Consider the following 13859-nt stretch of genomic DNA (forward strand, 5'->3'; position numbering starts at 1 on the left):
TATCAGGAGAAATTCAATGAGCAATGTGCCAGCAGAACTGAAATACAGCAAAGAACACGAGTGGCTGCGCAAAGAAGCCGACGGTACTTATACCGTGGGCATCACCGAACACGCCCAGGAGCTGTTGGGTGACATGGTGTTTGTAGATCTGCCCGACGTTGGCGCGACCGTAAGCGCGGGCGATGACTGCGCAGTGGCCGAGTCGGTAAAAGCCGCTTCTGATATCTATGCCCCGGTGAGCGGTGAAATCGTTGCGGTAAACGACGCGCTGAGCGACTCCCCGGAACTGGTTAACAGCGAACCGTATGAAGGCGGCTGGATCTTTAAGATCAAAGCCAGCGACGAAGCGCAGGTTGCCTCGCTGCTGGATGCGACCGCGTACGAAGCATTACTGGAAGACGAATAAGCCTTTTCCCTCTCCCCTGTGGGGAGAGGGTAGGGTGAGGGGAACAGACGACACCTTCACCCCAGCCCTCTCCCTTAGGGAGAGGGAGAAAACACATTCACTGCACGTTTCAGGAACCATCGCTCATGACACAGACTTTAAGCCAGCTTGAAAACCGTGGCGCCTTCATTGAACGTCACATTGGGCCGGATGCTCAGCAACAGCAGGAGATGCTGAAGACGGTTGGCGCGGATTCGTTAAACGCACTGATTTCGCAGATCGTGCCAAAGGATATTCAGCTCGCCACCCCGCCGCAGGTGGGTGAAGCCACGACTGAATTTGCCGCGCTGGCAGAACTGAAGGCCATTGCCGGCCTGAACAAGCGCTTTAAGTCTTACATTGGCATGGGCTACACCAACGTGCAGTTGCCGCCGGTTATTCTGCGCAACATGCTGGAAAACCCGGGCTGGTACACCGCGTACACCCCGTATCAGCCGGAAGTGTCGCAGGGCCGTCTGGAAGCACTGTTGAACTTCCAGCAGGTGACGCTGGATCTGACCGGTCTGGACATCGCCTCCGCCTCGCTGCTGGATGAAGCCACCGCCGCCGCCGAAGCAATGGCGATGGCAAAACGCGTCAGTAAACTGAAAGGGGCGAACCGCTTCTTCGTCGCCGCCGATATTCACCCACAAACCCTCGACGTGGTACGTACGCGTGCTGAAACCTTTGGTTTTGAAGTGATTGTGGATGACGCAGAGAAAGTGCTGGATCACCAGGATGTGTTTGGCGTGCTGTTGCAGCAGGTGGGCACTACCGGTGAAGTTCACGATTACACGACTCTGATTGCCGAGCTGAAAGCGCGCAAAGTTGTCGTCAGCGTGGCGGCCGATTTTATGGCGCTGGTGCTGTTAACTGCCCCGGGCAAACAAGGTGCAGACATTGTCTTCGGCTCCGCACAGCGCTTTGGCGTGCCGATGGGCTACGGTGGCCCACATGCGGCTTTCTTCGCCGCAAAAGATGAATTCAAACGCTCCATGCCAGGCCGTATTATCGGTGTGTCGAAAGATGCCGCAGGTAACACCGCCCTGCGCATGGCGATGCAGACGCGCGAGCAGCATATTCGTCGTGAGAAGGCGAACTCCAACATCTGTACCTCACAGGTGCTGCTGGCTAACATCGCCAGCCTGTACGCCGTCTTCCACGGCCCGGTTGGCCTGAAACGTATCGCCAGCCGTATTCACCGTCTGGCCGATATCCTGGCCTGCGGTCTGCAGCAGAAAGGACAAAAACTGCGCCACGCGCACTTCTTCGATACCTTGTGTGTCGAAGTGGCCGACAAAGCGGCGGTGCTGGCACGCGCTGAGGCAGCAGAGATTAACCTGCGTAGCGACATTCTGAATGCCGTCAGCATCACGCTGGATGAGACCACCACCCGTGAAGATGTTCAGGTGCTGTTCAACGTCCTGCTGGGTGATGACCACGGTCTGAACATTGATACCCTGGACAAAGAGGTGGCGCATGACAGCCGCTCAATCCAGGCAACCATGCTGCGCGACGACGCGATCCTGGCCCATCCGGTATTCAACCGCTACCACAGCGAAACCGAGATGATGCGCTATATGCACTCTCTGGAGCGCAAGGATCTGGCGCTGAACCAGGCGATGATCCCGCTGGGCTCCTGCACCATGAAGCTCAACGCCGCCGCCGAGATGATTCCGATCACCTGGCCGGAGTTTGCTGAGCTGCACCCGTTCTGCCCGGCAGATCAGGCGGAAGGCTATCATCAGATGATCAACCAGCTCTCCGACTGGCTGGTGAAACTGACCGGTTACGATGCGCTCTGCATGCAGCCGAACTCAGGCGCACAGGGTGAATACGCGGGTCTGCTGGCGATCCGTCACTACCACGAGAGCCGCAACGAAGGCCATCGTGATATCTGCCTGATCCCAAGCTCTGCCCACGGCACCAACCCGGCTTCTGCACAGATGGCAGGGATGGAAGTGGTGGTCGTGGCCTGTGATAAAAACGGCAACATCGATCTAGCTGATCTGCGCGCTAAAGCAGAACAGACCAGCGATAAACTCTCCTGCATCATGGTGACCTATCCGTCTACCCACGGGGTGTACGAAGAGACCATCCGTGAAGTGTGCGAAATTGTGCACCAGCATGGCGGCCAGGTTTACCTCGATGGCGCCAACATGAACGCCCAGGTGGGGATCACCACACCAGGCTTTATCGGCGCAGACGTGTCACACCTGAACCTGCACAAAACCTTCTGCATTCCGCACGGCGGTGGCGGCCCGGGCATGGGGCCGATTGGCGTCAAAGCGCACCTGGCACCGTTCGTACCGGGTCACAGCGTCGTGCAGATCGAAGGCATGCTCACCCGTCAGGGCGCGGTTTCCGCGGCTCCGTTTGGTAGCGCCTCTATTCTGCCAATCAGCTGGATGTACATCCGCATGATGGGCGCAGAAGGGCTGAAGCAGGCAAGCCAGGTGGCGATCCTGAATGCTAACTACATCGCGACTCGCCTGAAATCTGCCTTCCCGGTGCTCTACACTGGTCGCGATGGCCGCGTGGCGCACGAATGTATTCTCGATATTCGCCCGCTGAAAGAGCAGAGTGGCATTAGCGAACTGGATATCGCCAAGCGCCTCATCGACTACGGCTTCCACGCGCCAACCATGTCGTTCCCGGTTGCAGGTACGCTGATGGTGGAGCCAACCGAGTCTGAGAGCAAAGCCGAGCTGGACCGCTTTATTGATGCAATGCTGGCGATCCGCATGGAGATCGATCGCGTGCTGGACGGCGAATGGACGCTGGAAGATAACCCGCTGGTCAATGCGCCACACACGCAGCACGAAATGGTGGCAGAGTGGAACCACGCTTACAGCCGCGAGCTGGCGGTCTTCCCGGCAGGCGTAGCGAACAAATACTGGCCGACCGTGAAACGTCTTGATGACGTCTATGGCGACCGCAACCTGTTCTGCTCCTGCGTACCCATGAGCGAATATCAGTAATCGCTCAGCTAGAGTAAGGTATTGATGTAGGCCGGGTAAGGCGAAGCCGCCACCCGGCTTTTTTTCTTTCTGGAGGTGTGTAATGGCAATTGCACTTGTAACCGGTGCCAGCCGCGGAATTGGCAAAGCAACTGCGCTGCAACTGGCGAGGGAAGGCTACACCGTGGCGGTGAATTATCACCACAATATCAAAGCTGCAACCGACGTCATCGCAAAGATTGTGGAAGAGGGCGGCAAGGCCTTTGCCTTGCGCGCCGACATCAGTGACGAAGCGCAGGTCATGGCAATGTTCGACAGCCTCGATCGTGAAGGCGAACCCCTCACGGCGCTGGTTAACAACGCCGGGATCCTGTTCGAGCAGAGCACTATCGAAAATCTTTCTGCCGAGCGTATCAACCGGGTGCTGGGCACCAACGTGACCGGGTATTTCCTCTGCTGTCGTGAAGCGGTAAAACGCATGGCGCTGAAACATGGCGGAAAGGGCGGGGCGATTGTGAACGTCTCGTCTGCCGCCTCGCGGCTTGGTGCGCCAGGGGAATATGTCGATTACGCGGCGTCAAAAGGTGCTGTGGATTCTCTTACTACCGGGTTAGCGCTGGAGGTAGCCGCGCAGGGCATTCGGGTTAACTGTGTTCGTCCTGGGCTGATCTACACGGAAATTCATGCTTCTGGCGGTGAGCCGGGCCGTGTGGATCGGGTGAAGTCGATGCTGCCGATGCAGCGCGGCGGCCAACCTGAAGAGGTGGCGCAGGCGATTGTCTGGCTGTTGAGCGAGAAGGCGTCGTACGTGACGGGCAGTTTTATTGAGTTAGCGGGCGGGAAATAACCCCTCACCTCAAAGGGGAGAGGGGATCAATCGTAGGCCCGGTAAGCGCAGCGCCACCGGGCAAAAAATTACAATGTCTCGCCGTTGCTGGCAATCGCGCCTTTATACCATTCGAAGCTCTTCTTACGGGAACGAGACATATCGCCCGTACCGTCGTCGTGCTTGTTCACGTAGATAAAGCCGTAGCGTTTGCTGTACTGACCGGTGGTGAAGGACACGCAGTCGATGCAGCCCCACGGGGTGTAGCCCATCAGATCCACGCCATCATACGTCACCGCTTTTATCATCTCTTCCACATGGGCACGCAGGTAGTCGATACGGTAGTCATCGTTGATGCTGCCGTCCTCTTCCACTTTGTCATACGCGCCAAATCCGTTTTCGACGATAAACAGCGGCTTCTGGTAACGTTCATACAGCTCGCACAGGGCGTAGCGCAGGCCCACCGGGTCAATCTGCCAGCCCCAGTCAGAAGCTTTGACGTGCGGGTTCGGAACGCTGCCTTCGAAGCCGGAGATCGCATCGCCCGTACCGCCTTCCGCTTTCACCGCGTTGGTCATGTAGTAGCTGAAGCCCAGATAATCACAGGTGCCTTCACGCAGGATCTGCTCATCGCCCGCTTCCATATTGACGGTGAAACCGCGACGCTCCCATTCGTTCAGCACGTAGGATGGGTAGTAACCACGCAGTTGTACGTCGGTAAAGACATAGCGCTCACGCATTGACTCCTGGGCGAACATCACGTCTTCAGGTTTGCAGGAGAATGGATAGAGCGCCACCATTGCCAGCATGCAGCCGACTTTCATTTCCGGGTTGATGCGACGCGCGGCTTTTACCGCCAGGGCGCTGGCCACGAACTGGTGATGCAGCACCTGGTACATGGTCTCTTCCGGGTTTTGATGCTCGGTATAGACCACGCCGGAGCAGCAGTAGCCGAACAGCGGGGCGCGCCAGTTACGCTGGTTGTTGATCTCGTTGAAGGTCATCCAGTATTTGACCTTGCTCTTGTAGCGCTCAAACACCACTTCAGCGAAATTAACGAAGAAATCGACCACCTTACGGTTGGTCCAGCCGCCGTACTCCTGCACCAGATGCAGCGGCATTTCGAAGTGGGAGAGGGTGATCACCGGCTCGATGTTGTACTTCAGCAGCTCATCGAACATGTCGTCGTAGAATTTCAGCCCCTCTTCGTTCGGCTGGGTTTCATCACCTTTCGGGAAGATACGGGTCCAGGCGATGGAGGTACGGAAGCATTTGAAGCCCATCTCGGCAAACAGCTTGATGTCTTCTTTATAGTGGCCGTGGAAGTCGATGGCTTCATGGTTCGGGTAGTATTTGCCATCAACCACTTCCTGGGTGATTTCACGCGGCACGCCGTGAGCGCCGCCGGTCAGCACGTCACAAATGCTCGGGCCTTTACCGCCCTTGTTCCAGCCGCCTTCTACCTGGTGCGCCGCCACTGCGCCGCCCCATAAAAAGTCTTTTGGTAAGGTGAGTTTTTTCATCTTTGCTAATCTCATTTATTGTCTTATTTGGAGTCTAACAAAGGGGAATAAAAAGTCACGATATAACAATTTGCAGACATTGTGATTTGTTACGGCAAAAAAACAGGGTGTTTTATTCCGTTAATTTCTTCGCCAGTTTGCGCCCCAGAGATTCAAGAATATAAATCACCGGGATTTGCGTGGTAATATCATAGACGCCCGCGATACGCGTTTGCGGCACATGCCACGAGAGATTAAAGTCTGCCAGTTTTGCCAGCCGTGAATGTTCGTGGCTGGTGATGGAAAGCACCTTGCAGTGATGCAGGCTGAACTGGCTGGCGAAGCGCAGGATCTCTTCGGTTTCGCCAGAGACGGAGAGCACAATCGCCAGGGCATTTTTCGCCATATCGTTGGTCACCGGGAAATAAGGATCGTCGATATGGTTGCTGAATTTACCAATATTGGAAAAGAAACGTGCACCATATTTTGCCAGCGAGCCTGATGTACCTGCGCCGACAAATATAATACGCTCCGAGGATAAAATAATATCTACAGCGTTATTTAAAAGCGTATCAAACTCGTCGTTGTTTACGCTTTTGAAAAAACTGATAATCTCACTGGCACCAAAATTCGCCTGCTGCGGTTCGTTTTGTTCAAGATATAATTTAAAGCGGACGCGGAATTCAGAATAGCCATCGCATTTCAGCTTGCGGCAAAAGCGCAGCACGGTGGTGGTGGAAACCCCCGCCGCATCAGCCAGTTCGCGAATGGTCATGTACATCACCTGGTCACGGTTTTTAATGACGGTGTTGTAGACCATCATCTCCAGATTATTGAGACTGGCAATGGCGGAATGGGAGAACATGCTCACAGTGGCTAAACTCACTCATCAGACTTCATCTTCAGGGAATAATAACATGCAGCCAAACGACATTACTTTTTTTCAGCGCTTTCAGGATGACATTCTGGCCGGACGTAAGACCATCACCATCCGTGATGAGAGCGAGGCGCACTTCAAAGCGGGCGATGTTTTGCGGGTGGGGCGTTATGAAGATGACGGCTACTTTTGCACCATTGAGGTAACAGGCACTTCAACCGTGACGCTGGACACGCTGACCGAAAAACATGCCCAGCAGGAAAACATGACCCTCGGTGAACTTAAGCGGGTGATCGCAGAGATCTACCCGAATCAGCGTCAGTTTTATGTTATTGATTTTAAATGCGTTTAATGTTTATCGTGAACATCCGTTAGCTGAAAATTTCATTCAACTATATGATTGTATTAAATAAATATCTGGAGGATATTTATTTTAGCTAACAGGTGTTCACTGGAATCATTCTCAGTTAGCATAGTCAGCGATGCAGTATTCACTTATGTTTTCCCGGAGTTATCTATGGTTAGCAAACCATTAACCACACAGGGATATTCGCTGGCTGAGGAAATAGCCAACAGTATTAGTCACGGGGTAGGTCTGGTGTTTGGCATCGTCGGGCTGGTATTACTCCTGGTTCAGGCCGTCGACACGAACGCCAGCGCGCTGGCGATCACCAGTTACAGCCTGTATGGCGGAAGCATGATTCTGCTGTTCCTGGCGTCCACCCTTTATCATGCCATTCCGTATCAGCGGGCCAAGATCTGGCTGAAAAAATTCGACCACTGCGCCATCTATCTGCTGATTGCCGGGACTTACACGCCCTTTTTGCTGGTGGGGTTGGATTCACCGCTGGCGCGCGGATTAATGATTGTTATCTGGAGCCTGGCGCTACTGGGGATCCTGTTTAAGCTGACCATCACGCACCGTTTCAAGGTGCTGTCGCTGGTGACCTATCTGACCATGGGCTGGCTGTCGCTGATTGTCATCTATGAGCTGGCGGTAAAACTCGCGGCGGGTGGGGTGACGTTGCTGGCGGTGGGCGGAATTGTCTATTCGCTGGGGGTAATTTTTTACGTCTGTAAGCGCATACCCTATAACCACGCGATCTGGCACGGGTTTGTGCTGGGCGGCAGCGTGTGTCACTTCCTGGCGATTTATCTGTACGTTGGACAGGTTTAATTAAGATTGTTGGGTGCGGCCTGATGTCCTCACGCCAACCCTCTCCTGCGGATAGCGGCGCAAACATTAAAAACGGTAACCCTGGGGTTACCGTTTTGCTTTTACCTTTGCCACCCGGTACTCACAACATCACTCTTCCAGGGAATATGGCAGCGGCTCAATGCTCAGGGTATTCACATCTTCACGCACGCGGAAAACGCTGTCTGGCTCCATATCATTGTTCATGACGGCCTGTACAAGCAGACGGCCATCATCAAGCTGAACGGCGGCAAGCACGGTGCCGGTACGGCGCCAGTTGTCACCCATTTTCAGCTCCAGATCTTCGCCGGCTTCCGGTACGCGGCTGGCCTGGCCCGCCAGGTACCACAGCGCACGTTTGTTGGCGCCGCGGAACTTCGCGCGAGCCACCATCTCCTGGCCGGTGTAACAGCCTTTTTTAAAGCTGATCCCACCGAGCGCCTGCAGGTTAGTGGCCTGCGGAATAAACTGCCCGCTGTTGGCGGCATCGATAACTGGAATGCCCGCTTCAATGTTCAGTGACAGCCACTGCTGGCTATTATTCAGCTGTGCTTCGCCACGCAGGGCCTGGGTTACGCGCTCTGCGGTGGCGACATCGGTCACCAGCAGGAAGCGTTCCGCCGGGTGTTCAAACCACAGCAGCGAAGTAACACCGTCGTGAGTGACCTGGTTGTCAGCATCAGGAAGGTCGCTGAACAGGTTTTTCAAGGCTGCGCGCGCCTGGAATCCGGCCACGCCCAGCAGCACCAGTTCGTCATCGGCAGCGATGGTGACCTTGGAGAACACCGCATACTTTTTCAGCTCGGTAAGCTGCGCGTCACGCAGGCTGCGGCGCTCGATCAGGGCAAAGCCGTCCTGACGGCGGAAAATGCGCAGGTTGCTCCACATCTTGCCTTTCGGATCGCAGTGCGCGGCCAGCAGATGTTGGTGTTCGGTCATTTGACTGACATCAGCGGTCACCTGGCCCTGCAGGTACTTTTCGCTGTCCACGCCGACAACGGTTGCCAGCGCCCAGTCATCAAGAGTCATAAGCGTCAGCGGCAGACGCGCAGAGGCGACAGGCTGGCGCGGAGAAAACGGTGTAAATGCCATAATGAGGTCCTGAATTGCATAACGCTTTGTTGATGCCTAATGGTAAAAGAGACTGTAGCCATTGCAAGCGGTTTCATCAGGCTATTCGTGCCCTTGCGCCATTCTGCATAACGCTACGCAAAACGGATGAATACCCGTATTTGTTGTGGTTTTTTATGGAAGAGTGCGCCAGGAACATAATATTCCAGTAATGAAACAGCAAAAAACACGTTACACTAAGAGCCGTTTCTTCCCGGTGGACTCTCTTTCTCAGCCGATACGAACGGAACACTGCCTGAACTCAACGTTATGCAGGAAAATACACATGGACATTACTAACAAAGCCCGCATTCATTGGGCATGCCGTCGCGGTATGCGCGAACTCGATATCTCCATCATGCCGTTCTTCGAATACGAATACGACACCCTGAGCGATGAGGATAAAAAGCTGTTTATCCGCCTGCTGGAGAACGACGATCCTGATTTATTTAACTGGTTAATGAATCACGGCGAACCCGCCGACGCCGAACTGCAACGGATGGTGCTTTTAATTCAAACACGGAATCGGGAACGTGGTCCTGTGGCAATCTGATTTACGCGTCTCGTGGCGCGCCCAGTGGATGTCTCTTTTGCTCCACGGCCTGGTTGCGGCTTGCATCCTGTTGATACCATGGCCGCTAAGCTACACCCCGTTATGGTTAATTTTACTGTCGCTGGTGGTGTTTGACAGCGTACGCAGCCAACGGCGCATCAATTCCCGCCAGGGCGAAATCAAGCTATTCATGGATTCCCGCCTGCAGTGGCAGGGTAGCGAGTGGGAGATTATCGGTACGCCGTGGATGCTCAATTCCGGCATGATGCTCCGCTTACGCAAGGGCGACGGGAAACGCTACCAGCATTTGTGGTTGTCGGCAGACAGCATGGATGAAGGGGAGTGGCGGGATCTGCGCCGGATGCTTTCGCAGCAACCGACGCACGGGCGGTAGGGGATTAGCTGAACTGCTCCGCCATTTCGCCAAGGATCTGCTCGCACCAGCTCTGCAGGCGCTCTTCGCTCAGATCGTATTGATTCGTCTCATCAAGGGCCAGCCCGACAAACAGCTGGCCGTCGGCAATGATCGGTTTCTTACTGGTAAACTCATAGCCCTCGGTCGGCCAGTAACCGATGAAGGTCACGCCTTTCGGCGCCAGCTTATCGTGCAGCATCCCCAGCGCATCAAGGAACCACTCGCCGTAGCCTAACTGGTCGCCCATGCCGTACAGCGCGATAATTTTGCCTTCCAGCTTCAGGGAATCAAGCTGATCCCAGATGGCTTCCCAGTCTTCCTGCAGTTCACCAAAATCCCAGGTTGGGATGCCCAGAATCAGTACGTCGTACTGTTCCATCATCGTTGGGGCGTCGTCTTTGAGATTATGAAGGGTGACCAGTTCCGGGCCGATAATGTCGCGAATTTTCTCTGCCGCCATCTCGGTGTAGCAGGTGCTGGAACCATAAAACAGACCAATATTCATCGCTAAAATGTCTCAATACTTGCTATGACTTTGCGTGTAGTGTACCAGAAACAACCCGCCTTCAGGCATAATGCACCCATTGCAGAACGAAAGAGGCTGACGTGGAAAAGGATCTCGCACTCATCGAGCAGTTTCTCGATGCGCTGTGGCTGGAGAAGAATCTTGCCGAAAATACCCTCAGCGCCTACCGACGCGATCTGGGCATGCTGGTAGCCTGGTTGCATCACCATCAACTCTCTCTTGCGACGGCCCAAAGCGACGATCTGCAGGCGCTGCTTGCCGAGCGTATGGAGGGAGGCTATAAAGCTACCAGTTCCGCGCGACTGCTGAGCGCCATGCGGCGTCTGTTTCAGCATCTGTATCGTGAGAAATTACGTCCCGACGATCCTAGCGCCGTGCTGGCGTCGCCAAAACTGCCGCAGCGTCTGCCGAAGGATCTCAGCGAAGCACAAGTTGAGAGATTATTACAGGCGCCGGTGGTTGACCAACCGCTGGAGTTACGCGATAAAGCGATGCTTGAAGTGTTGTACGCGACGGGACTGCGCGTCTCTGAACTGGTTGGGCTGACGATGAGCGATATCAGCCTGCGTCAGGGCGTGGTACGGGTGATCGGTAAAGGCAACAAAGAACGTCTGGTGCCGCTGGGGGAAGAAGCGGTTTACTGGCTGGAGAACTATCTTCAGCATGGGCGTCCGTGGTTGCTTAACGGTGTCTCCATCGATGTGCTGTTTCCGAGCCAGCGTGCGCAACAAATGACGCGCCAAACCTTCTGGCATCGCATCAAACATTACGCCACACTGGCGGGTATCGACAGTGAAAAACTTTCGCCGCACGTTCTGCGTCACGCTTTTGCGACCCATCTTCTGAACCATGGCGCCGACCTGCGCGTGGTCCAGATGCTGCTTGGGCACAGTGACCTTTCAACGACGCAAATCTACACGCATGTCGCCACGGAACGCCTGCGACAGCTCCACCAACAGCATCACCCACGCGCGTGAGTGGTGACGTGTAACAGGAATCAATATGAAAAAGACTTTAGTGCTGTTCTCTCTGCTGGCAGCCTCATTATCCGGCCTGGCGCATGCAGACGATGCAGCCATCAAACAATCTCTGGCGAAGCTTGGCGTCACCAGCAGCGATATTCAGCCTGCGCCAATTCCTGGGATGAAAACCGTGATGACCAGCGGCGGTGTGTTGTACGTTACCGAAGACGGTAAACATTTTCTGCAAGGGCCGCTGTATGACGTAAGCGGCGCCCAGCCGGTTAACGTGACGAACCAGATGCTGATGAAAAACCTGAACGCGCTGGAAAAAGAGATGATTGTCTACAAAGCGGCGCAGGAAAAACATGTCATCACCGTGTTCACCGACATCACCTGCGGTTACTGCCACAAGCTGCACGAAGAGATGAAAGACTACAACGCGCTGGGGATCACCGTGCGTTACCTCGCTTTCCCGCGTGCGGGCGTGCAGAGCCAGCCTGAGCAGGACATGAAGGCCATCTGGTGTGCGAAAGATCGCAACAAAGCCTTTGATGATGCCATGAGCGGCAAAGGCATTCAGCCAGCCTCCTGCGATATCGACATTGCCAACCACTACGCGCTGGGCGTGCAGTTTGGCGTGACCGGTACGCCAGCTATCGTACTCAGCAACGGTTACGTGGTGCCAGGTTACCAGGGGCCGAAAGAGATGAAAGCCTTCCTCGACGAGCACCAGAAACAGTTTGGCGGTAAATAATTCGCGTGAAATCTTCGATACAACTCCGTCGTCGTGAAGTGAACGACAGCGCCGCGCTACCCGCGGATCTGTCGCCCCTGTTGCGTCGACTGTATGCCAGCCGTGGCGTGCAAACGGCAGACGACCTTGAGCGAAGCGTAAAAGGCATGTTGCCCTGGCAGCAACTGAGTGGCGTCGATACGGCCACGGAGCTGCTGTATAACGCCTTTCGCGAAGGGACGCGCATCATCGTGGTGGGGGATTTCGACGCCGATGGTGCCACCAGTACCGCGCTGAGCGTGCTCAGCCTGCGGGCGATGGGGTGCGATAACGTCTCTTACCTGGTGCCGAACCGCTTCGAGGATGGCTATGGCCTCAGCCCGGAAGTGGTTGATCAAGCGCATGCCCGTGGCGCTCAAATGATCCTGACGGTCGACAATGGGATCTCATCCCACAACGGTGTCGATCGTGCACACTCGCTGGGGATCCCGGTGCTGGTCACCGATCACCACCTGCCCGGCGACACGCTGCCAGCGGCGGAAGCGATCATCAACCCTAACCTGCGAGACTGCGCCTTCCCGTCGAAATCCCTGGCAGGTGTGGGGGTGGCGTTTTACCTGATGCTGGCGCTGCGCACGAAGCTGCGGGATAAAGGCTGGTTCGAGGCGCAGGGCATTGCGCCGCCGAATCTGGCGGAATTCCTCGATCTGGTGGCGCTGGGCACCGTGGCGGACGTCGTGCCGCTGGATGCCAATAACCGCATTCTCACCTGGCAGGGTTTAAACCGCATTCGGGCGGGCAAATGCCGTCCGGGCATTAAGGCGCTGCTGGAGATCTCCAACCGGGATCAACAGCGGCTGGCGGCCAGCGACTTAGGTTTTGCCCTTGGCCCGCGTCTTAACGCCGCCGGGCGTCTGGATGATATGTCAGTCGGGGTGGCGCTGTTGCTGTGCGACAACATCGCGGAAGCGCGCGTGCTGGCCAACGAACTGGACGCGCTGAACCAGACCCGTAAAGAGATCGAGCAGGGAATGCAGGCCGAAGCGCTGACCCTGTGCGAAAAGCTGGAGCGCAGCGGCGAAACGCTGCCCGGCGGGCTGGCAATGTATCATCCTGAGTGGCATCAGGGCGTGGTCGGGATTTTGGCCTCGCGTATCAAAGAGCGTTTTCACCGCCCGGTGATTGCCTTTGCTCCCGCAGGCGACGGCACGCTGAAAGGATCGGGCCGATCCATCCAGGGGCTGCATATGCGCGATGCGCTGGAGCGGCTGGACACGCTGCATCCGGGGCTGATGATCAAATTTGGCGGCCATGCGATGGCGGCGGGTCTGTCACTGGAGGAGGCGAAGTTCGATCAGTTCCAGCGCCTGTTCAGCGAGCTGGTCACCGACTGGCTGGATCCGGCCCTGTTGCAGGGCGAAGTGGTCTCCGACGGCCCGTTAATACCAGCCGAAATGACCATGGAAGTGGCACAGATGCTGCGGGATGCCGGTCCCTGGGGGCAGATGTTCCCGGAGCCGCTGTTCGATGGCCGCTTCCGTCTGCTGCAACAGCGGCTGGTGGGTGAACGCCACCTGAAAGTGATGGTAGAACCGGTAGGCGGCGGCCCGCTGCTGGACGGTATCGCCTTTAACGTCGATACCACCATCTGGCCGGACAACGGCGTGCGCGAAGTCGAACTGGCCTACAAACTGGATATCAACGAGTTTCGCGGCAACCGCACGCTGCAAATCATCATCGACCATATCTGGCCACTTTAGCATCACTATTCCGCTA

At 55.8% G+C, this 13859-nt stretch carries 14 protein-coding genes; 10 read left to right on the forward strand and 4 right to left on the reverse strand.

Going from position 1 to position 13859, the window contains the following annotated elements:
• The first annotated feature begins 16 nt into the window (after positions 1-16).
• From gcvH to C3F35_RS15925, 3 genes are all read left to right on the forward strand, one after another.
• Positions 17-406: a glycine cleavage system protein GcvH gene (gcvH, locus tag C3F35_RS15915; protein ID WP_103792607.1), complete on the forward strand. Its 390-nt coding sequence runs from the start codon at positions 17-19 to the stop codon at positions 404-406.
• A 125-nt stretch (positions 407-531) separates the two neighbouring features.
• Positions 532-3405 (forward strand): aminomethyl-transferring glycine dehydrogenase, encoded by a 2874-nt coding sequence (gene gcvP, locus C3F35_RS15920; protein WP_032613875.1) that lies wholly within the window; start codon positions 532-534, stop codon positions 3403-3405.
• Between the two features lie 82 nt (positions 3406-3487).
• Positions 3488-4231: an SDR family oxidoreductase gene (locus C3F35_RS15925; protein WP_103792606.1), complete on the forward strand. Its 744-nt coding sequence runs from the start codon at positions 3488-3490 to the stop codon at positions 4229-4231.
• A 68-nt stretch (positions 4232-4299) separates the two neighbouring features.
• On the opposite strand, the gene C3F35_RS15930 is transcribed toward C3F35_RS15925, so the two are convergent.
• Both C3F35_RS15930 and C3F35_RS15935 read right to left on the reverse strand, forming a co-directional pair.
• The gene (locus C3F35_RS15930; protein WP_103792605.1) at positions 4300-5733 is read right to left on the reverse strand and encodes a 6-phospho-beta-glucosidase; all 1434 of its coding nucleotides are present in this window, start codon (positions 5731-5733) and stop codon (positions 4300-4302) included.
• Between the two features lie 112 nt (positions 5734-5845).
• Entirely contained in the window at positions 5846-6577 is a 732-nt protein-coding gene (locus C3F35_RS15935; protein WP_032613869.1) for a MurR/RpiR family transcriptional regulator, read from the reverse strand.
• 52 nt (positions 6578-6629) lie between these two features.
• On the opposite strand from C3F35_RS15935, the gene yqfB reads away from it, so the two are divergent.
• Both yqfB and trhA read left to right on the forward strand, forming a co-directional pair.
• Entirely contained in the window at positions 6630-6941 is a 312-nt protein-coding gene (gene yqfB / locus C3F35_RS15940; RefSeq protein ID WP_032613867.1) for a N(4)-acetylcytidine aminohydrolase, read from the forward strand.
• A 165-nt stretch (positions 6942-7106) separates the two neighbouring features.
• Positions 7107-7766, forward strand: coding sequence for a PAQR family membrane homeostasis protein TrhA (gene trhA, locus C3F35_RS15945; protein WP_103792604.1), 660 nt, complete (start codon positions 7107-7109; stop codon positions 7764-7766).
• A gap of 129 nt (positions 7767-7895) precedes the next feature.
• On the opposite strand, the gene ygfZ is transcribed toward trhA, so the two are convergent.
• Positions 7896-8876 (reverse strand): tRNA-modifying protein YgfZ, encoded by a 981-nt coding sequence (gene ygfZ, locus C3F35_RS15950; RefSeq protein WP_032613862.1) that lies wholly within the window; start codon positions 8874-8876, stop codon positions 7896-7898.
• Between the two features lie 304 nt (positions 8877-9180).
• Between ygfZ and sdhE the strand changes: the two genes are divergently transcribed.
• Positions 9181-9447 carry an FAD assembly factor SdhE gene (gene sdhE, locus C3F35_RS15955; RefSeq protein ID WP_032613860.1) on the forward strand — a complete coding sequence of 89 codons (267 nt, stop codon included), beginning with the start codon at positions 9181-9183 and terminating at the stop codon, positions 9445-9447.
• A complete protein-coding gene (locus C3F35_RS15960) occupies positions 9428-9841 on the forward strand; it encodes a protein YgfX (protein WP_032613858.1) in 414 nt (137 codons plus the stop codon). The genes sdhE and C3F35_RS15960 overlap by 20 nt, the downstream gene beginning before the upstream one ends.
• Positions 9842-9845: 4 nt before the next feature.
• On the opposite strand, the gene fldB is transcribed toward C3F35_RS15960, so the two are convergent.
• Positions 9846-10367: a flavodoxin FldB gene (fldB, locus tag C3F35_RS15965; protein WP_059307242.1), complete on the reverse strand. Its 522-nt coding sequence runs from the start codon at positions 10365-10367 to the stop codon at positions 9846-9848.
• A gap of 101 nt (positions 10368-10468) precedes the next feature.
• On the opposite strand from fldB, the gene xerD reads away from it, so the two are divergent.
• From xerD to recJ, 3 genes are read left to right on the forward strand one after another with little or no spacing between them, the layout of a single operon-like run.
• Positions 10469-11365, forward strand: coding sequence for a site-specific tyrosine recombinase XerD (gene xerD / locus C3F35_RS15970; protein ID WP_032613854.1), 897 nt, complete (start codon positions 10469-10471; stop codon positions 11363-11365).
• 25 nt (positions 11366-11390) lie between these two features.
• Complete coding sequence (gene dsbC, locus C3F35_RS15975; protein ID WP_032613852.1) at positions 11391-12104, forward strand: bifunctional protein-disulfide isomerase/oxidoreductase DsbC; 714 nt, start codon at positions 11391-11393, stop codon at positions 12102-12104.
• 5 nt (positions 12105-12109) lie between these two features.
• Positions 12110-13843, forward strand: coding sequence for a single-stranded-DNA-specific exonuclease RecJ (gene recJ / locus C3F35_RS15980; RefSeq protein ID WP_103792603.1), 1734 nt, complete (start codon positions 12110-12112; stop codon positions 13841-13843).
• The last annotated feature ends 16 nt before the right edge of the window (positions 13844-13859 follow it).

Origin of the sequence: Leclercia sp. LSNIH3, assembly GCF_002935105.1 — a bacterium.
In the GTDB taxonomy this organism is placed as follows: domain Bacteria; phylum Pseudomonadota; class Gammaproteobacteria; order Enterobacterales; family Enterobacteriaceae; genus Enterobacter; species Enterobacter adecarboxylatus.